Origin of the sequence: Streptomyces sp. NPDC058678 (genome assembly GCF_042714835.1) — a bacterium.
GTDB lineage: Bacteria > Actinomycetota > Actinomycetes > Streptomycetales > Streptomycetaceae > Streptomyces.
Genome location: NZ_JBHXSG010000002.1, coordinates 201,096 through 226,421 on the forward strand (window position 1 = coordinate 201,096; position 25,326 = coordinate 226,421).

The 25,326-nt window shown below is 72.7% G+C and carries 18 protein-coding genes; 6 read left to right on the forward strand and 12 right to left on the reverse strand.

Annotation, left to right across the window (positions count from 1 at the left end):
- Window positions 1-86: 86 nt before the first annotated feature.
- Window positions 87-866: a class I SAM-dependent methyltransferase gene (locus ACFWWR_RS03640; RefSeq protein WP_383857781.1), complete on the forward strand. Its 780-nt coding sequence runs from the start codon at window positions 87-89 to the stop codon at window positions 864-866.
- Between the two features lie 313 nt (window positions 867-1,179).
- On the opposite strand, the gene ACFWWR_RS03645 is transcribed toward ACFWWR_RS03640, so the two are convergent.
- Window positions 1,180-2,439 (reverse strand): molybdopterin-dependent oxidoreductase, encoded by a 1,260-nt coding sequence (locus tag ACFWWR_RS03645; protein WP_384301743.1) that lies wholly within the window; start codon window positions 2,437-2,439, stop codon window positions 1,180-1,182.
- A 113-nt stretch (window positions 2,440-2,552) separates the two neighbouring features.
- Here ACFWWR_RS03645 and ACFWWR_RS03650 point away from each other — a divergent pair, with 113 nt between their 5' ends.
- Complete coding sequence (locus ACFWWR_RS03650; RefSeq protein ID WP_384301746.1) at window positions 2,553-3,869, forward strand: hypothetical protein; 1,317 nt, start codon at window positions 2,553-2,555, stop codon at window positions 3,867-3,869.
- On the opposite strand, the gene ACFWWR_RS03655 is transcribed toward ACFWWR_RS03650, so the two are convergent.
- From ACFWWR_RS03655 to ACFWWR_RS03700, 10 genes are read right to left on the reverse strand one after another with little or no spacing between them, the layout of a single operon-like run.
- Window positions 3,841-5,418 (reverse strand): ABC transporter ATP-binding protein, encoded by a 1,578-nt coding sequence (locus ACFWWR_RS03655; RefSeq protein ID WP_384301748.1) that lies wholly within the window; start codon window positions 5,416-5,418, stop codon window positions 3,841-3,843. The genes ACFWWR_RS03650 and ACFWWR_RS03655 overlap by 29 nt on opposite strands.
- Window positions 5,415-6,206, reverse strand: a complete 792-nt coding sequence (locus tag ACFWWR_RS03660) for an ABC transporter permease (protein WP_383857387.1) — start codon at window positions 6,204-6,206, stop codon at window positions 5,415-5,417. The genes ACFWWR_RS03655 and ACFWWR_RS03660 overlap by 4 nt, the downstream gene beginning before the upstream one ends.
- Window positions 6,203-7,162, reverse strand: a complete 960-nt coding sequence (locus tag ACFWWR_RS03665) for an ABC transporter permease (protein WP_384301894.1) — start codon at window positions 7,160-7,162, stop codon at window positions 6,203-6,205. Before ACFWWR_RS03665 ends, ACFWWR_RS03660 begins: the two co-directional genes overlap by 4 nt.
- An 8-nt stretch (window positions 7,163-7,170) precedes the next feature.
- Window positions 7,171-8,745, reverse strand: coding sequence for an ABC transporter substrate-binding protein (locus tag ACFWWR_RS03670; protein ID WP_384301750.1), 1,575 nt, complete (start codon window positions 8,743-8,745; stop codon window positions 7,171-7,173).
- Window positions 8,746-8,777: 32 nt separating this feature from the next.
- On the reverse strand, window positions 8,778-9,611 hold the full coding sequence (locus ACFWWR_RS03675; protein WP_383857392.1) for a class I SAM-dependent methyltransferase: 834 nt from the start codon (window positions 9,609-9,611) through the stop codon (window positions 8,778-8,780).
- Entirely contained in the window at window positions 9,608-10,870 is a 1,263-nt protein-coding gene (locus tag ACFWWR_RS03680; protein WP_384301752.1) for an MFS transporter, read from the reverse strand. The genes ACFWWR_RS03675 and ACFWWR_RS03680 overlap by 4 nt, the downstream gene beginning before the upstream one ends.
- Window positions 10,854-11,912, reverse strand: coding sequence for a dipeptide epimerase (locus ACFWWR_RS03685; RefSeq protein WP_384301754.1), 1,059 nt, complete (start codon window positions 11,910-11,912; stop codon window positions 10,854-10,856). The genes ACFWWR_RS03680 and ACFWWR_RS03685 overlap by 17 nt, the downstream gene beginning before the upstream one ends.
- On the reverse strand, window positions 11,909-12,997 hold the full coding sequence (locus ACFWWR_RS03690) for a PLP-dependent cysteine synthase family protein (protein ID WP_383857401.1): 1,089 nt from the start codon (window positions 12,995-12,997) through the stop codon (window positions 11,909-11,911). Before ACFWWR_RS03690 ends, ACFWWR_RS03685 begins: the two co-directional genes overlap by 4 nt.
- Window positions 12,994-13,842 carry a Rossmann-like domain-containing protein gene (locus tag ACFWWR_RS03695; RefSeq protein WP_384301756.1) on the reverse strand — a complete coding sequence of 283 codons (849 nt, stop codon included), beginning with the start codon at window positions 13,840-13,842 and terminating at the stop codon, window positions 12,994-12,996. The genes ACFWWR_RS03690 and ACFWWR_RS03695 overlap by 4 nt, the downstream gene beginning before the upstream one ends.
- The gene (locus ACFWWR_RS03700) at window positions 13,839-15,095 is read right to left on the reverse strand and encodes an ATP-grasp domain-containing protein (RefSeq protein WP_384301758.1); all 1,257 of its coding nucleotides are present in this window, start codon (window positions 15,093-15,095) and stop codon (window positions 13,839-13,841) included. The genes ACFWWR_RS03695 and ACFWWR_RS03700 overlap by 4 nt, the downstream gene beginning before the upstream one ends.
- Window positions 15,096-15,393: 298 nt before the next feature.
- On the opposite strand from ACFWWR_RS03700, the gene ACFWWR_RS03705 reads away from it, so the two are divergent.
- On the forward strand, window positions 15,394-18,459 hold the full coding sequence (locus ACFWWR_RS03705) for a beta-N-acetylglucosaminidase domain-containing protein (protein WP_384301896.1): 3,066 nt from the start codon (window positions 15,394-15,396) through the stop codon (window positions 18,457-18,459).
- A gap of 1 nt (window position 18,460) precedes the next feature.
- Here the strand turns inward: ACFWWR_RS03705 and ACFWWR_RS03710 are convergent, their stop codons facing one another.
- Window positions 18,461-19,225, reverse strand: coding sequence for a sugar isomerase domain-containing protein (locus ACFWWR_RS03710; protein WP_383857409.1), 765 nt, complete (start codon window positions 19,223-19,225; stop codon window positions 18,461-18,463).
- 120 nt (window positions 19,226-19,345) lie between these two features.
- Between ACFWWR_RS03710 and ACFWWR_RS03715 the strand changes: the two genes are divergently transcribed.
- From ACFWWR_RS03715 to ACFWWR_RS03725, 3 genes are all read left to right on the forward strand, one after another.
- Window positions 19,346-20,236 (forward strand): MurR/RpiR family transcriptional regulator, encoded by an 891-nt coding sequence (locus tag ACFWWR_RS03715; protein WP_383857411.1) that lies wholly within the window; start codon window positions 19,346-19,348, stop codon window positions 20,234-20,236.
- Window positions 20,237-20,341: 105 nt separating this feature from the next.
- Window positions 20,342-24,574, forward strand: coding sequence for an NEW3 domain-containing protein (locus ACFWWR_RS03720; protein WP_384301761.1), 4,233 nt, complete (start codon window positions 20,342-20,344; stop codon window positions 24,572-24,574).
- Window positions 24,571-25,197: a peptidyl-prolyl cis-trans isomerase gene (locus ACFWWR_RS03725; RefSeq protein ID WP_384301763.1), complete on the forward strand. Its 627-nt coding sequence runs from the start codon at window positions 24,571-24,573 to the stop codon at window positions 25,195-25,197. The genes ACFWWR_RS03720 and ACFWWR_RS03725 overlap by 4 nt, the downstream gene beginning before the upstream one ends.
- Window positions 25,198-25,326: the final 129 nt, after the last annotated feature.

A 25,326-nucleotide genomic window follows, 5' to 3' on the forward strand; every position in this document is an offset into this window, starting at 1 on the left:
CAGGCCCGCGCACCACGGACGCCCAGTGCCCGAAGAGCACAACCGAGGCCGCGGCCCCGATGCGCACCGCGGAGGTCACCGGTCCCATGCGCACGGCGGAGATCGTGCGGCAGCGGGATCCTGGCGCCGATGCCGGGCCCTGGTCCGCCGACCCCTACGCGGACGCCCTGCGCACCGGGCGCGGCCCGCTCTTCCTGCGCCGCGCCGGCGGCTGGCTGCTCCCGCTGGAGGTGGAACGCTGGTGCGCGGACGCCGACATGGCGGACCTCGAGGTGCTGCGGCGCTGCGAGGGCGCGGTGCTCGACGTCGGCTGCGGGCCGGGGCGCCTGGTGGCGGCGCTGGGTGCGCGGGGGCGGCGGGTGCTCGGCATCGACGTCAGCGAGGCGGCCGTCTCACGGACGGGGGCGCTCGGCGGACCGGCGCTGCGGCGCTCGGTCTTCGAGCCGCTGCCCGGCGAGGGCCGCTGGGGCACCGGTCTCCTGATCGACGGCAACGTGGGAATCGGCGGTGATCCGGCGGCGCTTCTCGACCGCATGTCCCAACTCCTGAGCCCCGGAGGTCTGTTGATCGCCGAGACCGTGCCGGATGTGGACCTCGACGAACGCGTACTGGTCCATGTGACCGACGCCCGGGGCGTGGCCGGCAGCCCGTTCCCGTGGGCACGGCTCGGCACACCGGCCCTGCTGCGGCACGCCGAGCGCGCGGGCTGGTGTGCCGACGGTCAGTGGGCGGCCGGGGGGCGTTCCTTCGTCGCCCTGCGCAGCCGCAGCACGAACAGCAGCGCCGAACCGCCGAACAGCGCGGCCGTCAGCAGCAGCCAGCGGGTCAGGAAGCCGTCCGGGGACAGGCCGGTGGCGGAGGGGTAGCGCCCCGCCACCCGCCCGCTGATCAGCGGGAACCACACGAGCAGCAGCAGCCCGGACAGGGCGGCCGGCACACGGACGTACGCCACGTCCGCGCGTCGGCGGCCCGCCGCCTTCACGAAGGCGCGGTCGAGCACGGAGTACAGCGGCAGCAGCACCAGGTCGTGCAGGAGGGCCGCGCCCACGATCCACAGCGCGACCCCGAACCAGTCCCCCGCGAACAGCTGGACACCCGCGTAGGCGGCGAGGGCGAACGAGCAGGCCAGCAGCAGAAGTTGCAGCGGGCTGCCGACGACGAGCCGGGGGTGGGGACGCCTCACAGGTCTCCTCCGAACGTCATCCGGGTCACCCACTTGGTGTTGAGCACGCCGGGCGCGGCGGGCACGATGACCCGCGCGGGGTGGCCGTGGTCGGGGGACAGGTCCTCGCCGTTGACCTGCAGGGCGAGCAGGGAGCGCGGGTCGGCGACCTGGTTGGCGCGCAGGGCGGCGCGGCGGAAGGCGCCGCGGCGTTGCAGTGACTCCACGAGAACGTCGGGCGGATCGTCGTGTCCGACGAGGGCGGCGAGGTCGCGCAACCGCACGCCACGCCACCACTGGTCGGAGGTCGACCAGCCTTCCACGCAGGCGATGGGCAATGCGGCGCTGTGCAAGGGGAGTTGGAGCAGGTCGGCCCGGCTGAGCCGTAGGGTCCGGTCACGCCCGAGGACGACGAGTCGCCACGCGTCCTCGCCCGTCTCCGCCGCGTCGATCCCGGCGTACGCGGCGGTCTTGTTGATCTGGAAGCCGCCGGGCCCCACGCCCGGTTCGGCACCGCCGTGCGGGGCGAGAAGGGCGGTCCTGCGCAGCGGTCCGTCGAAGTTCTGCCCGGCCGTGGTGGCGAACAGCAGCAGCGAGCCGCCGCCGACCAGCCCGAGGGCGCCGCGCCGGGTCACGGTGGGCTCGGCGGGATTCGGAGACACCAACTCACCTTCCTCCGCTCGCAGTTGGCGCAGATTGCGCAGAGCCATCGGCGTCTTGAGCACGGCGTGCACGGCGAAGGCGGCGAAGAACACCCAGGCACCGTAGAAGTGCAGGGGATAGAAGGAGCCGGGGAAGACGTAGTCCAACTGGACGTTGAGCACGCCGGTCACGAACTCGAAGAGTCCGCCGCCGACCAGGAGCACCAGCGAGAGCCGCTCCAGCGCGTGCGCGAGCGAACGGGCGGGCGGCAGCGTGAACAGCTTCGGCACGACCGACCACAGCTTGGCCAGGAGCACGGGGATCAGAGTGATCCCGAGCGTGACGTGGACGCCCTGGTTGAGGCGGTACAGCCAGTGCGGGTCGGTCGGCCAGGAGAAGAGGTAGAAGCCGAGGAGCCCCTTGTCCGGCGTCTTGTCGTTCACCCGTGACAGGTCGGGGTTGTAGGCGGCGTACGAGAGCAGCCCGGTCACGAACAGCACGGTGATCCCGCCGAGCAGCACGACACCGAGCACCGAGGTGAACCAGGGGCCGCGCAGCGGGCTGCGCCAGAACGCGGGCGAGAAGGGAGTGCGTGGCGGGGAAGGGGTGCGTGGCGGTGGTGAGGTGCGGGCCATGCCCCGACCGTAGGCCCGCGTCACCCCGGGAACGGGCCCGCGGACCATGACGAATCTCTGACGTCCGCGCCTGTCAGCCGTCCGGGCGAGTCCTCGCGACCTAGCGTTTGCGCGTGAACCGCGATCTGAGACGTGACCTGTACGCGGCCCTGGCCGCCGCGCTGCTCGTGGCGACGGCCGCGCTGGTCGGCGCCGCCATCCAGGAGCGGAACGGCACGCTCCGTGTCGGTTGGCCACCGCTCCTGGCGACCTGGGATCCGCATCTCGGCCCCGGCACCCCGGCCGCACTGGCCATCGGGGTGGTGGTCGTGGCGTACGGCCCCGCCCTCGCCGCCCGGCTGCCGTGGCGCGCGCTGCTCCCGGCCGTGTGGGCCGTCGGAATGGCCTGGACATGGTCCCTCGCGCTCGTCGACGGCTGGTACCGGGGCGTCGCCGAGCAGCTGACGACCAGGAACGAGTACCTCCGCGTCGTCGACCGCTTCCACGACATCCCGGCCGCCCTCGCGGACTTCAACCACCACATCCTGATCGACGCGCCCGACAACTGGCCCGCCCATGTCGCCGGTCATCCCCCGGGAGCCACTCTCACCTTCGTCCTCCTGGACCGCGTCGGGCTGGGCGGCGGGGGCTGGGCGGGCGCCTGGTGCATCACCGTGGGCACGACGGCGGCGGTCGCGGTCCTGGTCACGGTGCGGACCCTCGCGGACGAGTCGCTCGCCCGCCGCGCCGCGCCCTTCCTCGTCCTGGCCCCGGCGGCCGTGTGGGTCGGCACGTCCGCCGACGGCTACTTCGCGGCGGTCGCCGCCTGGGCGGTCGCGTTCCTCGCCCTGGCGGTGACGGGACGCCGGCCGGGGTGGAACGGGGTGGCCTCGGGCCTCCTGTTCGGCCTGACCCTCTACCTGTCCTACGGGCTGACACTCTTCGTCCTGATCGCGGGCGCCGCCCTTTTCCTGGGCGCGCACCGCATCCGCCCACTCCCGTTCCTGCTGGCCGGGTTCCTGGTCGTCCCGGTCGCGTTCACCGCCCTCGGGTTCGACTGGTGGGAGGCGTACCGGCTGCTGGTCCGCCGCTACCACCAGGGGTCGGGCGGCATCCGGCCGTACGACTACTGGGTGTGGGCGAATCTGGCGTGCACGGCGCTGGTCGTGGGACCGGCGACGGCGGCGGGGCTGCGGCGCACCGGCGTCGCGCTCGTCCACAGGCGCTCCGGACCGGACGTCCGCGTGGGTGTGCTCGTCCTGGCCGCGCTCACTGCCCTGCTCGTCGCCGACCTGTCCGGCATGAGCAAGGCGGAGACGGAACGCATCTGGCTGCCGTTCGCGGTGTGGCTGCTGCCGGCGTGTGCGTGGCTGACCGGGGTACGGGGGTGGCTGGCGGCGCAGGCGGTGCTGGCGCTGCTGATCAACCACCTGCTGCTGACCGGTTGGTGACGGTCGAGCCGTCTCCCGACTCCAGCTGTGCTGTCGTCTCCATGAGGGAGACGGTGAAGGGGTGTCGAGGAGCCGTCAGAATCCGTTCCGCCGAACCCTGTTCGACGAGTTCGCCCGCGTCCAGTACGGCGATGCGGTGGGCGAGACGGGCGGTGTCCAGGTCATGGGTGACGAGGACGAGGGACAGGTCCTCGCCATCGCCCACCAGGCCGGCGAGGAGGTCGAGGAGGGCGCGCCGGGTGACCGTGTCGAGGCCGGAGGTGATCTCGTCGCAGATCAGGACCCGGGGGCGGGCGAGCAGGGCGCGGGCGAGGGCGGCGCGCTGGAGTTCGCCGCCGGAGAGTTCGCCGGGGAGGCGGTGGGCGAGGTCGGCGGCGAGGCCGAGACGGCCCAGGGTGGCCAGCGCCTCCTGCGTGGCCGTACGGTCGTCCGCGCCGCGCAGCCGGACCGCGGTGCGGGCCACCTGGCCGAGGATCGCGCGGTGTTCGTCGAAGGCCGCGCGGGAGTCCTGGAAGACGTACTGCACGGCGGCGAGTTGGGCACGGTTGCGGCGGCGCAGGCTGCGCGGCAGTGCGCTGTCGTCGAGCAGGATCTCGCCGTCGTGGTCGCGGTGCAGCCCCGCCAGACAGCGTGCGAGGGTGGTCTTGCCGCTGCCCGATCTGCCGACGACGGCCAGGCATTCGCCGGCGCGCAGGGCGAGGTGCGGGACACGCAGGACGGTGGTGCGGCCGTGCACAGCGGTCAAGTCCCGTACCTCCAAGGTGACTTGGCGGTTGGCGTCGAGGGCCTTGTCCTGCGGGGCCGCCCGTTGTTCGTCGAGCAGGCGGCGGGTCCACTCGTGCCGGGGAGACAGCCACACCCGCTCCACCGGCCCCGACTCCACGACCCGGCCCGCGCGCATCACGAGGACCTCGTCCGCGAGCGCCCTTACGACGTCCAGGTCGTGACTGAGCAGGACGACCGCGATGCCGCGCGCCGCGACCGCCGCCAGCTGCTCGACGATCCGGCTCTTGGTCAACGCGTCCTGACCGGTGGTCGGTTCGTCGGCGACGACGACGCGGGCGCCGAGCAGGAGGGCCTGCGCGAGGACGACACGCTGCTGCTGGCCACCGGAGAGCTGGTGGGGGTGGCGGCGCGACATGGCCGCCGCGTCGGCGAGCTGGGCGTCGGACAGGGCCCGCAGCACCAGCGCGCGGGCCGCCGTACGGCGTTCGGCGCGGGGCAGGTGACGGACCTGGGGGCGGGCGATGTCCTGGAGCAGTGCGCTGATGCGGCGGGCCGGATTGAGGACGGCCGCGGGGTGCTGGGGCACATATCCGACCAGGCCGTCGGCGCCTGCTCGGCGTACCTCTCCCGTGACCCGGGCGCCGGGCGGGTACTCCCCCAGCAGGGCGAGCCCGGTCGTGGTCTTGCCGCTGCCGGAGGCGCCGACGATGGCCGTCACCTTGCCGGGCGGCACCCGCAGGTTCACTCCGTCGACGATCGCGCGTCCGTCGATCTCGACCCGCAGGTCGCAAAGCTCCACGACGGGGTCCGTCTCGTGGTTCACGGACGTCGTCCCTTCTTCTCGAGTGCCGCGTCGAAGAGCAGATTCGTGCCCGTCGTCAGCGCCACGATCAGCAGCGCGGGCACCACCACGGCCCAGGGCTGGACGAACAGACCGGTGCGGTTGCGGTCGACCATGACCGCCCAGTCGGCGGCGTCCGGAGCGACGCCCACGCCGAGGAACGCGGCCGTGGACACCAGGTACAGCACGCCGGTCAGGCGGATACCGGCGTCGGCGGCGAGGGTGCGCAGGGTCGAGCGGCCGACGTAGCCGACGGCGATGCGCCACCACGTCTCGCCCTGCATGCGCAGCGCCTCCACCGCGGGGCGGGCGGCGACCTCGCCCGCGGCCGCCCGCACGATCCGGGCCGCGTCGGGGACGTTCACCAGCGCGACGAGCAGCGCGAGTCCGGCCGCGCCCGGCGAGAACACGGACGCCACGAGCAGGATGAGCAGCAGCGACGGTACGGCGAGCAGCACGTCCAGCGGCCGCATCAGCAGCTCCTCCAGCCGCCGTACGTGGGTGAGCGCGCTGACCAGCCCGACGGGCAGCGCGACGAGGTAGGCCAGGGCGGTCGCGGCCAGGGCGGTCAGTACGACCGTACGGCCGCCGTGCAGGACCTGCTGCCAGACGTCCCGGCCGACGAAGTCGGTGCCCAGCCAGTGCTCGCCGCCCAGGGTGAAGGACGCGGAACGAGGTCCGGGGGCACCGGTGAACAGGGGGCCGAGGAGGGCGAGGACGAGAGGGACCGCGACGACGAGAAGGCCGAGGGCGAAGCGGCGCCGGGTCATGCCGCCACCCCCGCCCTCGGCGTCAGCCGATGGGCCACCACGTCCGCACCGAGGTTGAGGGCCACGGTCAGCACCCCGAACACCACCGCCAGCCCCTGCACCACGGGCACGTCACGCTCGGCGACGGCGTTGAGCAGGACCGTGCCGAGACCGGGGATCACGAACAGGGCCTCCACGACGATGACACCGCACAGCAGCCAGTCGATGGTGCGGGCGAGTTGCTGGGCCGCGGGGGCGAGGGCGTTCGGCAGGGCGTGGGCGTAGCGGACGCGGGCGCCGGGGACGCCGTAGCGGCGGGCGTGGGCCGCGTACGGCGAGGCGAGGGCGTCGACCATGCCCGCCCGCACCAGCCGGGACAGGGAACACACCGGGCGGGAGAGGAGGACGAGCACCGGCAGGACGAGCGCGGCCGGGTGGGCGAGCAGGTCGGTGCCGTAGCCCACGGCGGTCGGCGGCAGCCAGGCCAGCTTCAGTGCGAACACGGTCACCAGGAGCACGCCGAGGGCGAACTCCGGGACCGCGTACACGGCCAGTGTCACGCCGCTGACCAGCCGGTCGACGAGCCGCCCCTCGTGACGGGCGGCGAGGACGCCGAGCCCGAAGCCGAGCGGCACGAGCAGGGCGAGGGTGAGCGCGGCCAGCAGCAGGCTCGGGCCGAAGCCGTCGGCGATGTACTGGGCCACCGGGCGGCCGGAGGCCAGGGAGGTGCCGAAGTCGCCGTGCAGCAGCCCTGCCGCCCAGTCGGCCAGCCGCTCGTACGCCGGCCGGTCCAGGTCCATCGCCTCGCGGATCGCGGCGATGCGCGCGGGGTCGGGCTGGTCGCCCGCGAGGGCCACCGCGGCGTCGCCCGGCAGCGCCTCGGTGAGCGCGAAGACCAGCAGCACGACGGCCACGGTCTGCGCGACGCCGAGGAGCAGCCGCCGGGCGATGAAGGAGCGCAGGCCGCTCGTCCGCAGGCTCTTCCTCACGCCAGCCAGACCTTGTCGAACCGGGCCCAGTCGAGCGTGTTGGCGGGCGCCTTGGCGGCAACTCCCTTCACGTTGCGGGCCGTTCCGAGGATCCAGTCGGCGAAGCCCCAGACGAGGAATCCGCCCTCGGTGTACAGGCGGCGCTGCATCCGCTCGTAGACGGCGGCCCGTTCGGTTGTGTCACGGGTCGACTGCGCCTGCTGGTACAGCGCGTCGAAGTCCTTGTGCTGCCACTTGGTGGCGTTGGTGGTGGAGTCGGTGAGCAGTCGCTGGGAGATGTGGGCCTCGATGGGCATGGCGCCGGAGCGGTAGCAGCACAGGGTGCCGTTGTCGAGGATGTCGCTCCAGTAGGAGTCCTTGCTGCCCATCTTCACGTCGATGGTGACGCCGGCCTTGGCCGCCTGGTCGCGGAAGATGCTGGCGGCCTCGGTGAATCCGGCGGCGACGGCGGAGGTGTCCAGGGTGACCTTGAGGTTCTCGGCGCCGGCCTGCTTGAGCAGGGCACGGGCCTTGTCGAGGTCCTGTTGGCGCTGCGGGAGGCTGTCGTCGTAGTACTCGTAGCCCTTGCCGAACAGGTCGTTGCCGACCACGCCCGCGCCGGACAGGGCGCCGTCGACGAGCTCCCTTCGGTCGGCGATGAGGAAGAACGCCTCGCGGACCCGCTTGTCGTCGAAGGGGGCGCGATCGGTCTTCATGCAGAACGCCTGCATGGCGCTGTTGCGCAGGCGGATGATCTCGACCTGGCCCTTGCCCTCGTGGGCGCGGGCGGTGGTGGGGTTGAGTTCGTGGGCGTACTCGACCTGGCCGCCGAGGAGGGCATTGACGCGGGCGGACTCCTCGTTGGCGACGACGAACTCCAGCTCGTCGAGGTGCGGGGCGCCCTCCCAGTAGTCGTCGAAGCGGCGGAAGACGGCGGAGCGGCCGGGTGCGAAGGAGACGAAGCGGAACGGCCCGGAGCCGACGGGCTTCGTGTCGAAGTCGGACGCCTCCCCCGCGTTCTCGGGGACGATGTACGCGCCGAACGCGGCCAGGAGGTTGGGGAACTCGGCGGTCGGCCGCTTCAGTACGAACTCGATGCCGTTGTCGCCGGTGGCGCGGCTCGCGTCGAGGTCGATGGGCTCCAGGGACGCCTTGGCGCGGAAGGTCTGCTTGGGGTCGGCGATCCGGCGGTAGCTGTAGAGGACGTCCTTCGCGGTGACCGGCTTCCCGTCGTGGAAGGTGGCCTTGCGCAGGGTGACCTGCCAGCGGTCCAGAGTCTTGTTGGACTCCCACTCGGCGGCCAGGCGTGGCTGGGCGGACAGATCGGGGCCGTAGTCGGCGAGCTTGTCGTAGAGGGCCTTGGCGCGGGCGACGTCCGCGAACAGGTTGGCCAGGTGCGGGTCGAGGGTCTCGCTCGCACCGCCCCCGGCGAAGGCGGCGCGCAGCCGTCCGCCGCGTCTGGGTGTACTGCTGCCCTTCTCCGCCGTGTTCTCCGTGCCTCCCCCGCAGCCCACGAGGGCGAGGGCCGCGGCCCCGGTGGTGGCGGCGAGGAAGCCGCGGCGGCGCAGGCCGGGGAAGCGTTCGTCGTACATGAGTGTCCCTTGTCCCTTGGAATGTCGGTGTGTCAGTGAGTGGTGTCGAGGCGGCGCGCCACGACGTGCAGCCGGTCCCCGTCGGTCGTCGCGCCGGGCAACAGGCCGTCGTGCCAGACGGGTTCGGTGCGGGGGCCGGGGCCGTCGTGGAGTTCGAGGACCTCGAAGCCGTGCGCGCCGAGGAAGTGCCGTAGCTCCAGCGGGAACATCAGCCGCCAGGCGGAGTGCTGTTCGACGGGCGCGGCGCCGGTGTCGGACGTCCAGACCCGCTTGCGGCGCAGCAGTTGGGCCGTACGGTCCACGAACAGGGTGGTGGTGGAGCGGTAACTGACGCCCTGCCAGCTAAACCTGCTGACGGTCGGGGTGTCGAGCAGGTCGGTACGCCCGAGGAAGTAGGCGCCGTTGCGCATCTCCGCGACGAGCAGCCCGCCCGGCGCGAGCGCCCGGCGACTGGACGCGAGGAACCCGTCCAGCTGGGCGTTGGTGTGGCAGTACAGCAGCGAACTGTCCAGGCAGACGACCGCGTCGAACACGGACGCGCCGAAGTCGAAGCCATGCAGGTCTGCCCGGGCGTAGCAGGGCCCCGGATGGTGGAGGCGGGCGTACCCGAGCATCGCCTCGGAGACATCGGCACCCGTCACGGTACGGCCGGCCTCATGCAGGTGCGCGGCGTCACGACCGACCCCGCAGCCCATGTCGAGCACACGCACCCCGACACCGTGGCGCCCAAGACAGTCCTCGGCCCACCGCCCGGCCAGCCGACCGGGGTCGGGGAAACGGGCCTCGTACAGGGCCGGGTTGTCGGTGAGGAGATTGCGGCTGATCACGGGGGCGCTTGCCGCCCCTCCGCCCCCGGCGCCGGTCACGCGTTGCTCCTCTCTTCGGCGGGAGCGGCCGCCGCCGGGGCCTGTCCTCCCGGCAGCGCGCCGCTGCGGTGCAGCCACGCCACTCCGGCCGCCGAGGTCAGGCCGAACAGTGCGCAGCAGATCCACGGCAGCCATGCGGTGCCGCCGGTCTTGCCGGTGTCCATGGCCCAGCCGACGACCGTGTTGCCGATGGCGGCGGCGATGCCGGAGACGACGTAGAAGATGCCGAAGTACGTGCCGGTGAGTTCGGGGCGGCCGAAGCCGGGGATCAGCTCCATGACGAACGGTGAGGCGATCATGACGCCGAGGTAGAGCAGGAGGGTGCCGAGAAGGACGGGGACGACGTCGAGCCGGCCGCCGGATGCCGAGCCCGCCACCAAGGCCGGGGGCAGGAACGCCAGACCCATCACCGCGAGCCCTACGGCGATCCAACGCGCCTTGTTTCCCCGGGACTTGAGCGTCCGGGTGATGCGTAGCTGGAGGGCGAGGTTGGCGAGGGTGCCGACGAGGAAGACGAGTCCGGCCGCGCCGTCCCAGCCGGTGGCCTGGCGGGCTCCCTCGGGCAGCAGCAGGTAGAGCTGGTTCTCCAGGGTGAACATGCCGACCATGGCGAGGGCGAACGCCAGGAAGGCCCGGTTGCCGAGGACTTCCCGCCAGTCCGAGAGGACCCCGCCGTTGCTCGGCTCGACCTTCCGCGCGGGCAGCACGAGCGCCTGCGCCACCGTGAGGACGGCGAAGATGCCCGCGGCGGTCAGCGCGGACGTACGGAAGTCGACCAGGAGCAGCGCGCTGCCGAGAAGCGGTCCGATCAGCGCGCCGGTGGTGGCGAACACGTTGAACAGGGCGAACGCCTCCGCCCTGCGCTCCCCGGCCTCCTGGGAGAGGTACGCCCGCACCGCCGGGTTGAACAGCGCCCCGGCGAGTCCGCTGAGCACGGACGCGGCGAGCAGCACCGCCAGCCCGTCGCCGAGCGCGAACAGCGCGAACCCCACCGTGCGCAGGGCGCATCCGGCGATGATGACGCCCCGCGCGCCCAGCCGGTCGGCCGCGGAGCCGCCGATGATGAACAGGCCCTGCTGGCTGAGGTTGCGCACGCCGAGGACCACCCCCACGACGGCCGCGGACATGCCCAGGTTGTCGGTGAGGTGGGTGGCGAGATAGGGGATGAGGAGGTAGAAGCCGGTGTTGACGCCGAGCTGGTTGACCAGGAGGAGCTGGACGGCGAGCGGGAAGCCGCGCATCTCACGCCACGTCTTCATGCGCCGCCCTCACCTCCTCGACTCCCAGCCCGGGAAGGCCACTTGTGCGTACGACACCGTCGGCGCCGCCGATCCCCGACCACGGGTCGTGGGCGAGCAGCAGGTGTCCGTCGAGGTCGGCCCAGCGGGCGCGGTCGGCGAGATGGACGGCGGGGGCGAGGCCGAGGGTGCTGGCGGTGAGGCAGCCCAGCATCAGCTCGGTGCCGCTGCCGTCGATCAGCTCGGCGATGCGCAGGGCCGCGTGGACGCCGCCGCACTTGGCGAGTTTGACGTTGATGCCGTGGACCCGTCCGGCGAGGCGGCGCGCGTCCTCGAGGTCCACCGCGTCCTCGTCGGCGATGACGGGCAGGGGCGAGCGTTCGGCGAGGGCGCCCAGTGCCTCGGGGTCGCCGGGGGCGAGGGGCTGCTCGACGGCTTCGACGCCGAGGCCGGCGAACCGGGGCAGCAGGGCCAACGCCTGAGCCGTGGTCCAGGCGCCGTTGGGGTCCAGGAGCAGCCGGACGCCGGGCGCGGCGTCGCGGATGACGTGGACGCGCTCCACGTCGTCCTCGGGGTCGGGCGTGCCCGCCTTGACCTTGATCAGCTGGAAGCCGCTCGCGGCCAGGCGACGGGCCTGGGCGGCCGCGTGCACGGGCGAGGTGATGCCGATGGTGCGGGCGGTGGCGGTCACGGGCGGCGCCGCGGCACCCAGCAGGCGGTACACGGGCGTGCCGGCCCGCTTTCCGACCAGGTCGAGGAGCGCGGACTCCACGGCGGCGGTGACCGCGGGCGGCACCGCGCGGGACGAGGCGAGCTCCCCTGCCCGCAGCGCCTCCAGGGCGCTCTCCGGCTCGGCGAAACGACCCAGGTCGACGGCTGTGAGGAGCCGTACGAGCGTGTCGGCGTCGAGGCCGTAGTACACGCTGCTGACGGCCTCCCCGTGGCCGTGCAGCCCGTCGTGTCCGACGCTCAGCCACACCGCCTCGCGTGCGGACATCGTGGAGCGGGAGATGCGCAGAGGCTCGGCGAGTTCGAGGCGTTCGATGCGCAGGCGGGCCTTCACGGGGTGCCTTTCAGGGGCTGGAGACTGTCGAGCGGATCGGTGACCCGCGTGCACCGCGCCCATCCGGCCGCCTCGGCCGCGTACGGGTGCGGTATCTCCACGGGCCGGGTGGCGGCGGTGGCGGGATCGAGGCCGTGGGCGGTGGTGAAGCCGTCGTCGAAGACGGTGCCGAGGTAGCGGTGCGGGCCGTCGGGGAAGACGGTGGCGACGACCGCGCCGGGGTGGACGCGGGCCGCCCAGGCGGCGACGCGGGCGGCGGCCCCGGTGCTCCAGCCGCCGCTGACGAAGCTGCCGCGGGCCAGCCGGCGGCAGCTGTCCACGGCTTCGGCGGGGCCGATCCAGTGGACCTCGTCGAAGGCGTCGTAGGCGACGTTGCGCGGGTGGATGCTGCTGCCGAGGCCGCGCATCAGGCGGGGTCGGGCGGGCTGGCCGAAGATGGTGGAGCCGGTGGCGTCGACGCCGATGAGGCGCAGGGCGGGCCAGTGGCGGCGCAGCGGGCCGATCACGCCCGCGCTGTGTCCGCCGGTGCCGACGCTGCACACGAGGATGTCCACGTGGTCGATCTGGGCGATGAGTTCGGCGGCCAGGGAGGCGTATCCGGCGGTGTTGTCGGGGTTGTTGTACTGGTCGGGCCAGTAGGCGCCGGGGAGTTCGGCGAGCAGTTCGCGCAGCCGGGCGAGGCGGGCGGCCTGCCAGCCGCCCTGGACGGCCGGGTGTTCGACGAGTTCCAGACGGACGCCGTGAGCACGCAGCAACTGCCTCATGGAAGGCTCCAGTTCACGGTCGCCGACCAGCACGACCGGGTGCCCGAGGGCCTGGCCCGCGAAGGCGAGGCCGATTCCGAGCGTCCCGGAGGTGGACTCCACCACCGGTGCGCCGGGCCGCAGTTCACCGCGCTCCCGGGCCCCGAGCAGCATCGACACGGCGGCCCGCGCCTTCATCCCGCCGGCCGCGAGCCCTTCGAGCTTGGCCCAGAAGCCGGGGTGGGCGCCGGGCAGGTCGGTGGTGACGTGCACGACCGGCGTCCGGCCGAGCAGGGCGAGCAGTTCGGGGCGGGCGGTGGGGCGTACGACGGTGGCGGTCATCGCTCGCCTCCCGGGTAACAGTGCACGGCCCCGGGTCCGCCGTCGAGCCAGAAGAAGGGGTACGGCTCCGCGCACACCGCGCTCACCCCGTGGCCGAGGAGGCGCGGCAGCACGGCGCTGCCGGTCTGGGCGAACATCACCAGCCGCTTGTCGTGCGCGAGCGCGTGCCGCCGCAGGGGTTCGAAGGTGCCGTTGCCGAGGGTCATGCCGGAGACGAGCAGCGCGTCGCAGCGGCCGGCCTCGGCGAGCGCGTCGGTGACGACCGGCTCGTCCCACTCCGTCACGCCGCCCTTGAGGTCGCAGGGAACGTATCGCAGGCCGCGTGAACGCAGCGCCTCCAGCAGGGAGTTGACGACGCCGACGACGAGGACGGTGGCGCCGGCCGGCAGGTCGAGCAGCTCGACGACGGTCGTCGCCCGGGCCCGGGACTTCTCCAGGGACGACCCGGCGGGCAGCGGGGCGGCGAGCGCCCCGTGGGCCGGGGTGTGCGGAGTGACGTGCATCAGGTAGGCGTCGAGGGCGGCCACCCGCACCGGCAGCAGCGGATGTTCCAGGAGCCGGGCGACGTCCGCGCCCACGCAGTCGTCGAGCGCCCCGTCGGGCAGGCTCCCGGGCTCGACCGCACAGGAGCCGACGGCCTCGGCGAGGCGGAGGCTGAGGACCTCGTTGCGGTAGCCGGTGCCGCGCCCGTCGTGCCGTACGGCCTGCCGGGTGGTGAAGGCGACGGCGATCCGCTGCGTGGCCGGGTCGGGGCCGAGGGCGCCCGCGCGGACGCGGGCCACGAGATCGTCGTACGAGTCGTACGCGTCGAAAGACTGACCGGGCGGCGCGCTGACGGTGGTCATCGGATCACCAGCCCGGCCCGTATCCCGGTCAGCAGGGACTCGACGCGGTCGCCGGCGCCGAGGCCGTCGGGGTCGCCGGCCATGACGTGACCGAGGTACTCGTTGTTGCTGCCGGCCGCCTTCACCTCCTTGCCGGGCTCGGCGAACTGGACCTCCAACACAGCTGGGGAGTCCTGGAGTTCACCGCCGTCGAGCGCTTCGAGGGTGCCCGCGCGGTCCGGTACGAGGAAGCCGATGGCGGCGCTGCGCAAGCCGGTGTCCGTGCGCCGCAGGTCCGGTGCGCGACCGAGGGCCACGTCCACGAAGGCGGCGGCGAGGTCGATGCCGGTGACGTGCCGGACGAGTTCGGTGATGCGGTTGCCGGCGGGGCGCGGGTTGACCTCGACGACGCGCGGGCCGGCCGAGGTCAGCTTGATCTCGGTGTGCGCCACCACGCCGTCGACCAGGCCGAGCGCCTTGAGCGCGGCGAGGGCGGTCTGCTCCGCGGCCTCGGTGTCGGCGGACGTCAGGGCGGCGGGGAACATGTGGCCGGTCTCGATGAAGGCGGGCGCTCCGCCGATGCTCTTGTCGGTCACGCCGACGACCTGGACCGCGCCCGCGTACGACACGGTCTCGACGCTCACCTCGGGGCCGTCGAGCAGCTCCTCGACCAGGATGGAGGGCGTGCGGCGCTGGCCGCGGGCGTTGACCGGGAAGTCCGCCAAAGCCCGTACGGCGTCGGCGAGTTCGGACTCGTCGTCCACGCGGCGGACGTACATGCCCGCGCACAGGTCGACGGGCTTGACGACCAGCGGGTAGCCGATCTCGCGGGCGGCCCGCGCCAGGTCGGCCCACTCCTCGTGCACGGCGAAGCGCGGTCCGGGCACACCGGCGTCGGCGAGGACGCGGCGGGTGGCGTCCTTGCGGCAGGCGTCCGCCACCGCTTCGGGACCCGGTCCCGGCAGGCCGAGCCGGCCGGCGATGCGGGCCGCCGTCGGCAGGTAGTAGTCGCAGGACGTGAGCACGCCGTCGAAGCCCAGTACCGCGTGCAGCCGCTCCACCTGGGGCAGCAGGGCCTCGATGTCGTTGGTGTCGGCGGTGATCACGTGGCGGGCCCCGAGCAGGGGGTGCGCCACACCCTCCGGGGCCGAGCGCAGGTAGTGGTGCAGGTCGCGGGTGAGGAACGTGAAGTCGTGCCCGCTCTCCCGGATCGCCCGTGGCAGCAGCCTGCTCATTGATCCGACCCAGCTCTCGACCAGCAGCAGATGAGCCACAACTCCCCTTTTCGTGCCATGAGTTCAGACGTCAGGGCAGCCCGGCGGGCCCCTCACCGGGAGGGGGCGGGCTTGCGCACCGACAAGCTATCGATAATCATTTTCATTTACTAGCCCGTTCGCCGACTTCGTCCGCCGACCTCCGCGAGAACCCCGTCCGGGGCGGGAAGCACGCAAGGCCCATTGAATGCTCAATTCAACATCCCTACCATTACTCGGTGGATGCATTCACCAATGGCACCGAGGAGAACCCGTGCCCCCACCCACCCGAGTCAGACGCGCGGCCGCCGCTCTGTTGATGGCCGTGGGACTCGCGGCCCCGACGGGCCAGGCGTCCGCACAGGCCCGTCCGCCCGTTCCCCAGGTCTGGCCGACCCCCCAGAGCATGCACACGGGCCCTCACCGACTCGCCGTCCCCGACCGGGTCGTGGAAGTCGTCGGCCCCGGCACGGACCCGTCCGCCCGCCGGGTCGTCGAGACCGTCCTGCGGGCCGCCGGAGCCCGCCGGATCACCACCGTCGACGCCGGCGACAAGCTTCCCCCGGCCGGGCTCACCGTCTACCTCGGCGGCCCCGGCGAGAACAGCGCCACCGGCAAGGCACTCGGGCAACTGGGCGCCGCGTCTCCCGACGGCCTCGCCTCCGGCGGCTACGTCCTCGCCTCCGGCCGCCACCGGGGCCAGTCACTCCTCGCCCTGTCCGGCGTCGACACCACCGGCACGTTCTACGCGGCCCAGACCCTGCGCCAACTGGTCACCGCCCCACGCGAGTTGCCCGAGGTCACCATCCGCGACTGGCCCACCGCCGCCCTCCGCGGAGTCATCGAGGGCTTCTACGGCACTCCCTGGACGCATGCCGAGCGCCTCGCCCAACTCGACTTCTACGGCCGCACGAAGCAGAACGTCTACGTCTACTCCCCCAAGGACGACGACTACCTGCGGGCCCGCTGGCGCGACGCCTACCCCGCCGCTGCACTGGACCGGCTGGGAGAGCTGGTCGGCCGGGCCGCCGCGAACCACGTGCGCTTCACCTACGCCCTGTCCCCGGGACTGTCGGTCTGCTATTCCTCCGACGCCGACATCAAGGCCCTCACCGCCAAGTTCGACTCGCTGTACGCGATCGGCGTCCGTTCCTTCGCGATCCCGCTGGACGACATCAGCTACACGAAGTGGAACTGCGCCGAGGACGAGAAGGAGTTCGGCACCGGGGGCGTCGCGGCCGGTGCCGCACAGGCCCATCTGCTGAATGCGGTGTGGAAGAGATTCACCGAGGCCCACCCGTCCGACCTGCACCCCCTGGAGATGGTCCCGACCGAGTACTCCGACCTCGCCGACTCCCCGTACAAGAAGGCGCTGCGGGAGGAGTTGGACCCGTCGGTGGTCGTGGAGTGGACCGGCGTCGGCGTGATCGCGCCGGCCATCACCGCCGAGCAGGTCGCGCAGGCCCGTGAGGTGTACGGCCATCCGATCCTGGTCTGGGACAACTACCCGGTGAACGACTACGTCACCAGCCGCCTGCTGCTCGGCCCCTACACGGGCCGCGAACCCGGTGTGGCGAGCGCCGCGACCGGTGTCACCGCCAACCCGATGGTCCAGGGGGAGGCGAGCCGTATCGCCCTCTTCACCTCGGCCGCCTATCTGTGGAATCCGCAGGCCTACGACCCACGGGCCGCCTTCCTGGCCTCCGTCGACGACCTCGCGGGAGCCGGAACGGACACCGACACCGGCGCCGCCAAGTGGCTGCGCATCTTCGCGGAGAACAACTACTCCTCCCAGCTCGACCCGACCGAATCCCCCACCCTGACCCGGCTCATCGCCGACTTCCGGACCGCCTACGAGCAAGGCAGCGGCCTCGACCGCGCCGCCGCCGCACTCCAGGCCTACTTCGCCGACATGGCCGCCGCCCCCGCCGAACTGCGCTCCCGCCTCGACAACCCCGGTTTCCTCCAGGAGACATCGGCCTGGCTGGACAAACTCGGCCGCTACGGCACCGCCGGACAGACGGCCGTGGACCTGCTGCTCGCCAACAAGCAGGGGGACACGGACGCCGTCACCACCTACTGGAACCGGCTCAGGGCCGAGCGCAAGGAGCTGGACGGCCTGCCCGAACAGGTCTCCCCGGGTGTCATGGACCAGTTCCTCTACCGCACCATGCTGGACAACGCCCCCGACCCCGGTGTCGACGCCTCCTTCTCCCCCGCTTCCCTCTCCTTGAAGCCCGGCGCCTCTGAGAAGGTGACCCTCGGTCTGTCCGACGAGCGGTCCACCGCCGCCAGGACCGTCACGTGGAAGCTGGACGTGCCCGACGGTGTCACCGCCTCGCCGGCCGGGGGCACCGTGACCGTCCCGGCCGGGGGCGGCGCCTCGGCCACCGTCACCCTGACCGCAAACGCCCCGGGCGTCCACTCCGTGGTCGTCTCGGGTGGCGGCGTCCTCGACCGCGCGATTCCGGTCCAAGTCACGGACAGCACAGGAACGCTCAGAGCCCTCACCGCCAACTTCAGTGGTTCGTCGGTCAGTTCCGTGGACCTGTCCGACGGGAAGAGCACCGACATCGCCGTCGGCAGCAACCCCGGCGAGGTGGTCGTGAGTGCGGACGGGCGGACCGCCTACGCCGCCAACCAGGGTTCGAACACGGTCAGTGTGATCGACGTGGCCGACAACACCGTCACCGCCACGGTCGCCGTGGGCCGCGTCCCCGCCGGCCTCGCGCTCACGCCCGACGGCGGCACGCTGTGGGTCGCCAACTACACGGACGGCACGGTCCAGCCCGTGGACACCGCCACCTTGCGGGCGGGCACGGCCGTACCGGTCGGCTCCGGGCCCGAGAACATGGCGATCACACCCGACGGCCGGACCCTGTACGTGGCCGACATCCACGACAACACCGTCACTCCCGTCGGCCTCGCCACCCGGAAGGCCGAAACCGCCGTACCCGTGGGCCCCCGCCCCTTCAACGTCGTGGCCGCGCCCGACGGGAAAACCGTGTACGTCTCCAACTCCGGCGGCTCGACCGTCACCCCGATCGACACGGCCACGAACGAGACGGAGCCGACGCTGCTGGTCTCAGGCCAGGCCTACGGTCTCGCCCTCTCACCGGACGGCCGCACCCTGTGGGTCAGCCGCAGCGACGGCGACACCGTCACCCCCGTCGACACCGTCACCGGGGCGCCCGGCACCAGCATCGAGGTCGGCAGGTCCGCCTTCGACGTGGGCCTGGACTGGAGCGGGAGCACGGCGTACGTCACCACCGCCGACGGGAACGTCCTGGTCCCGGTCGACACGGCGAAGGGGACGACCGGGGCACCTCTGACGACCGGCGCATATCCGCTGGCCGTCGCGCTGACCCCGGTACCGGTGGAGTAGTTCAGCTCGCGGTGCGCCGGATCCGTCCGGCGTACCGCTTCTCCAGCTCCAGGTTGCCCTCGAAGCCGCCGGGCACGTTGGCCGAGACGTACACCGGGGGCCGCTCACCGGCGGCGAGCAGCTGGGCGGAGGCTTCCGCGACCGCCATCTGCACCAGCATCACGCCGGTGAGCGTGGACAGGGCGCACACCGCGCCGCCGCCCGGGAGTTCGAGGAGGGCGTCGCCGCGTGGTGCCGCGTTGTCGAGGACGACGTCGGCGAGGTCGGCGAGCTTCTTGCCACTGGGGTGGCCGGCGGGGACGGCGCGGGTGTGGCCGAGGGAGGTGACGGCCAGGATCCTGTGGCCCCGTTCCTTGGCGTGGAGGGCCATCTCGACGATGACGTTGTTGACGCCGGAGTTGGAGATGATGACGAAGAGGTCCTCGCGGTGCGGGGCGGCGAGATCGTAGAGGCGCGCGGCCACGCCTGCCCGGCGCTCCAGGAGCGGGTCGTCGAGGACACTCGGGTCGTCGCCGCCGTAGAGGACGAGGTCGGCGATGCTCAGGCGGTTGGTGGGCACCAACCCTCCTGCGCGACCGGCGACTTCGAGGACCATCGCCTGGGAGTGGCCGGTGCCGAAGGCCTGGATGACGCCGTCGGAGCGGACGCATCGCGCGATCAGTTCGGCGGCGCGGGCCACGTCCTCCCGGGCGGACTCGGTGACGTGCCGGAGGACGGCCAGGCTCTCGCGCGCGAACCCCTCGGCGCTGACGTTCTCGACGGACACGCGACACTCCCTCATCGATGGCTTGAACCACCCTATGAATCTTCAGCGGTGAATCAATAAATCACAGGAGGGTCCTGGTATTCAATCAGACCCCTGAACGGTGGCTGGTACATTCTTTGCATGCCCCCGACGGACGTCACCACTCTCATCCGTACCGAGCTGCCGCGGCTGGCCGGCTCCCTGCGGAAGGTCGGCGAGCTGATCCTGGAGGATCCGGCCGCCGTCACCCACTGCTCGGCCGCCGAGCTCGGCCGCCGCACCGGCACCTCCCAGGCGACGGTGACCCGGTTCTGCCGGGCCATCGGCCTCGACTCCTACCAGCACCTGCTGATCGAGCTGGCCCAGGAGCGCGGCCGCGGCGAGGTCTCCGACTGGGGCAGCGCCGAGATCGGGCCGGAAATCTCCCCCGAGGACGACCTCGAACGGGTCGTGCAGGTCGTCGGCACCGCGGACCTGCGGGCCATCCAGCAGACCATCGACCGGATCGACCTCGACGCGATCGAACGCGCGGCCCAGGCCCTGGCCCGCGCCCGGCGCATCGACGTCTACGGAGTGGGCGGCAGCGGCGCGGTGGCGCAGGAGACGGAGACGCGGCTGTTCCGCATCGGCTGCTCGGTCCGCGGCTGGACCGAGGTGCACGGGGCGGCCACCTCCGCGGCCCTGCTCACCCCGGCGGACGTGGCCATCGGCATCTCCTACTCCGGGGCGACCCGGGAGACCCTCGAACCGCTGGAGATGGCCAAGGAGCGCGGTGCCACCACTGTCGCCCTCACCACGGACCCGCGCTCGGCGCTCGCCAAGGTCGCCGACATCCGGCTCATCTCGTCCTCCTCGGAGACCATCTTCCCCGGTCGCACCGGCAGCATCGGCGGCCGGCACTCCGTGCTCGTCCTCATCGACTGCCTCTACGTCCGGGTCGCCCAGCTCTCCTACCAGCGCGCGAGCGCCTCGCTGGCGCTCACCGACCACATCACCCCGCAGCACGCGGTGAAGAGCCGTCGGGCACGCTGACCCGATCATGCATGGATGAACCACCGAGGAAACGTAAAGATGGTTGTTTGAATCATCCCCTCGGTGCCACGATGGGGCTCCCCCGAGCATCCTCGTAGGAGCCCCATGCGCGTGATCTCTGTCGAGTCGACCGAGCTCTTCGTCGGTACCACCGAGCAGCCACGCCAGGTGGTCGCCGTCGAGCTGAGCCACATTCCCGGCCGGACCGTCCGCCTCACCGTCGAGGGCCCCGGCATCACGGGCGAGGCCCTCGTGGAGACGGGCGAGGACGGCACCGGGCGCGCCGAGATACCCGTGCACGGCGATCTGGCCGTCGGTGAGCGTCGCGAGATCACCGTCACCGCCGCCGACGGCGACCGGCTCACCCGTCACACCGGTGAGTTCACGGCCGCCGAGCCCGGCTGGACGATGTTCATGGTCAGCCACTTCCACTACGACCCCGTCTGGTGGAACACCCAGGCCGCCTACACCGAGACCTGGGACGTCGCCGACGACCCCGCCCTCACCGGACTGCCCGCCCGCACCTTCGACTCGCGCGGCCAGTCCGGGATGAGCCTGGTGCGGGCCCACTGCGATCTGGCGCGGCGCGACCCGGCGTACACCTTCGTGCTGGCGGAGGTGGACTACCTCAAGCCGTACTGGGACGCCTTCCCGGAGGAGCGCGCCTTCCTGCGCGAGCTGATCCGCACCGGCCGTGTCGAGATCATGGGCGGCACCTACAACGAGCCGAACACCAATCTCACCGGCGCCGAGGCGACCGTACGCAACGCCCTGTACGGCGACGGGTTCCAGCGCGGGATCATCGGGGCGTCCCCGGAGACCGCCTGGCAGCTGGACGCGTTCGGGCACGATCCGCAGTTCCCGGGGCTGATGGCGGACGCGGGGGTCACGTCCAGTTCCTGGGCGCGCGGGCCGTTCCACCAGTGGGGGCCGACGCTGTCGGTGTTCGGGGAGGAGCCGCGCGATCCCGGCCGGATGCAGTTCCCGGCCGAGTTCGAGTGGATCGCCCCCTCGGGACGCGGGCTGCTGACCGCGTACATGGTCAACCACTACGCCTCCGGCTGGGCGATCGACAACGCGCCGACCCTGCCCGAGGCGGAGGCGGCCGCGCTCAAGCTGTTCAAGGGGCTCAAGAAAGTCGCGCTCACCCGCAACGTGCTGCTCCCGGTCGGCGGGGACTACGCGCCGCCGTGCCGCTGGGTGATGGGCATCCACCGTGACTGGAACGCCCGGTACGTGTGGCCGCGGTTCGTCAGCGCGATCCCGCGGGACTTCTTCGCCGCCGTGCGCGCGGAACTGGAGGCGGAAGGGCGCAGGGCGTCACCGCAGACCCGGGACATGAACCCGGTCTACACCGGCAAGGACGTCTCCTACATCGACACCAAGCAGGCCCAGCGGTACGGCGAGACACTCCTCGCCGACGCCGAGGCCTGGGCGACGCTCGCCTCCCTCGTCACCGGGCACCCCTATCCGGACGCGGCGCTCGACAAGGCCTGGCGGCAGCTGGTCTACGGCGCCCATCACGACGCCGTCACCGGCTCGGAGTCCGACCAGGTCTACATCGACCTGCTCACCGGCTGGCGGGAGCTGTACGACCTCGCCGGCACCGTGCACGCCGACGCCACCCAGGCCCTGGCCGAGCTGGTCACGCCGGGCGGCGGGACGGACCTGGTCGTGTTCAACTCCGCGACCTGGGAACGGCGGGACGTGCTGACCGTCGACGATCCGGGGCTGGTGCCCCTGGGCGACGACTTCCAGCCCCTGCCCGCCGTACGCGAGGAGGACGGCCGGCTCCGGGTCGTCGTACCGGGGGTGCCGGGCATGGGCCTCAAGGCGCTCCCCCTGTCCGCCGGTTCCCTCCCCGAGTGGACCCGCGGCGAGGGCGTGACCATCCGCAACGAGTTCTACGAGGTGACCGTCGACCCCGCGCGCGGCGGCGGCGTCTGCAGCCTCCGGGCGCTCGCGGAAGAGGGCGGCCGGGAACTGCTGCGCCCCGGCGACATCGGCAACGAGCTCGTCGTACAGGAGGAGTACCCGAGGCACCCGCGCTTCGGCGAGGGGCCGTGGCACCTCACACCGACCGGGACCACCGCGGCCCGCGGCCGGGACGTGAGGGCCGACATCGATGTCGAGCACTCCCCCGCCGGGTCGCGCATCACCGTCCGCGCCGACCTCGGGCTGTTCCGGTACACGCAGCGGCTGACCCTGTGGACGGGCGTCGACCGGCTCGACGTCGCGACGACCGTCGACGGCTACGACGGCGCCGACCGGCTGATCCGCGTGCGCTGGCCCTCCGACGTACGGGGCGGGCTGCCGGTGCACGAGGTGGCGGACGCCGTCATCGGGCGCGGCTTCGGGTTCGTGGAGGTGGACAGCGAGCGGTTCCCGTGGACGCTGGACAACCCCGCCAACACCTGGTTCGGGCTGGGCTCCACCGCCCGGGTCGCGGTGCGGGACGACTCCGGGGCGCTCCTCGGGCACCGTTCGATCGGAGTCGCCGAGCTGGTGTACGCCGACTGGGACGCGGCCGGCGAGCTGGGCGCTCCCCTCGCGGCGGCCCTCGTCCGCGCCGGGGTCACCGCCACCTCGACCATCGCCGGCGGTCCCCGTTACGGCGACCTGGAGGTCGACTCCAACCTTCCCGACATCCGCGTCGCCGTCGGCGGCCCCGAGCGCAACTCCGTGGTCGCCGAGGCGCTCGGCTGGGACCCGGCCGCCGGACGCGAACTGAGACGGCAGCTGGCCGAGCGGGGCGTCGCCACCGTGTGGGTGGCGCCGCGCGCCGGACTGCGGGAGGAGTGGGTGCCCGGCGCCGACCTGCGGGACCTGGAGCGGCTGCCGCTGCTCGTGGTGGCGGGGGCTGTGCCCGAGGACGACGCCAAGGCGGTCGACGCGCTGATAGCCGACCTGGACGACTTCACCGTCACGGCCACCGCGGCGGGCGGCGGCGAGGCGCTGCCGCCGGGCGACGCCTGGGACGGGCGCGGCTTCGCCGTCCTCAACCGGGGCACGCCCGGCTGCGTGGTCACCGCCTCCGGCGATCTCTACATGTCCCTGATGCGATCCTGCACGGGCTGGCCCTCCGGGATCTGGGTCGACCCGCCGCGCCGCACGGCTCCCGACGGGTCCGCCTTCCAGCTCCAGCGCTGGTCGCACACCTTCGAGTACGCCGTCGTGGCGGGCGAGGGCGACTGGCGGGAGCAGCGGCTGCCCGCCCGGGGACACGAGTTCAACCATCCGCTCACCGCCCGGCAGCGGGCCGGGGACGGGACCGGGCGGCTGCCCAGGAGCGCCTGTCTGCTCACCCTGGAGCCCGCCCGCGAGGTCCTGCTCGACGCCCTCAAGCCCCTCGGCTCCCCGCTCGCCCGGGGCAGCGTGGCGCCCGCCGACCCGGGGCGCGGGATCGTCGTACGGATGCACGAGGTGAACGGGCGGCCGGTGCGGGCGCGGGTGCACGGGCCGTCGGAATGGGCTCAGGGCGCCCGTGCGGACGTACTGGAGAGGCCGGGGGTACGGCTGGTCCCGGACCGGGAAGGGAACCTCGGCGTCGGTCTGACCGGCTTCGAGGTGGCCACCGTCCTGGCCACGCCGGCACCGGGCGGCCGGCCGGAGCCCGACCCCGGCGTCGCCGCCCACGAGCCCGCTCAGCCGGTCCACACCCGCTACTGGCTCCACAATTCCGGACCCGCCCCGCGCGGCAACCTGCCCGTGGCGGTGTACCTCTCGCCCGGCGCGCTCACCGCCTCGGGACCCGTCACCGCGACGGTCCGGGTCGGCTCGGAGCTGACCGACGCGCCCGTGTCCGGCACCGTGGCCTTCGAGGTGCCGGCCGGCTGGTCGGTCGAGCCCGCCGAACTGCCGTACGCGCTGGGCCCCGGCGGGTTCACCCTCGCCGAGGTCACGGTGACCCCGTCGGCCGACGCCGAGCCCGGACGGCACTGGCTCGCGGCCCGGCTGGCGTACGGCGGGCAGACGTACGAGGACGTCGTGGCGCTCGACGTGCCGGGTGGGCTCGGTGGTCCGAGTCTGGTGTCCGAGCTGGGAGTCGAGCGGGTCACCGTACGCCGGGGCGAGCGGGCCCGGGTTCCGGTGAGCCTGCGCAACACCACCCTCGGGCCGGTGAGCGGGCAGCTGTGGGCCGTGTCGCCCTGGGGCACCTGGCCGGGGGTCGGGCCGGGCGTCCAGGGGTTCACCCTGGCCGGCGGGGAGCAGCGGGAGTGCGTGATCGAGGTGGACGGCTCGGCGGTGCCGCCGGGGTCGTACTGGCTGATGGCGAAGGTCGGCTGGCACGGGTGCGTCGCCTATTCGCAGGCCGTCGAGCTGGAGGTGACGCCATGACCGGGCATGCGGCTCTGGTGAACGGCGAGGCGGTCGCGAAGGGACGGGTGGACGCCCTGCTGGAAGCCGTTCCGGCCCGTGACCGCGAGACCCGGCCCGAGGCCCTGGCCCGGGCCGAACGGCAGCGCAGACGCTGGGCGACCCAGGTGGTGGTCACGGACGAGCTGGCCCGCCGGGCCTGCGCGGACCGGGGGCTGAAGCCGCCGGCGGAGGTGTCACCCACACAGGTCCTCGCCGTGGCCGAGACCGACGTGGCCGACCTCGGCAGCATCGTCGCGGCGGCGCTCGCGCACTCCCCGGCGGCACGGGTGCTGCTCGACCACCTGGAGCGTGAGCAGAACGTGCCCGAGGCGGCCGCACGGGACTACTACGAGCGCAACCGGGACCGCTTCCTCACCCCGGACGCACTCAGGCGCGGGACCGACCCTTTCGGCGAAGCGGCGGAGGCGGACTTCCTGCCGTACGAGGACGTCCGTGCCCGCATCGTGGGCGAGTTGGGGCGGGCGGCCGGCCGGCGGGCGTTCTTCGACTGGCTGGACCGGGCTCGGGCGGGCGTGGTGTACGCGCACGGGTACGAGCATCCGGGCGATCCGTCGCACCCGGACCACGAACACCGGCACTGAGCTCCCCGGAATCTAAACGCAACACGGCAACCCATTGACCTCCGATGAATTCTGGTCCACATTTTCATCACTCGGAGTCGAAGTTGGTTGATTGAACCAGCCAGCACATCCCCTGACTCGCCCGGTCGC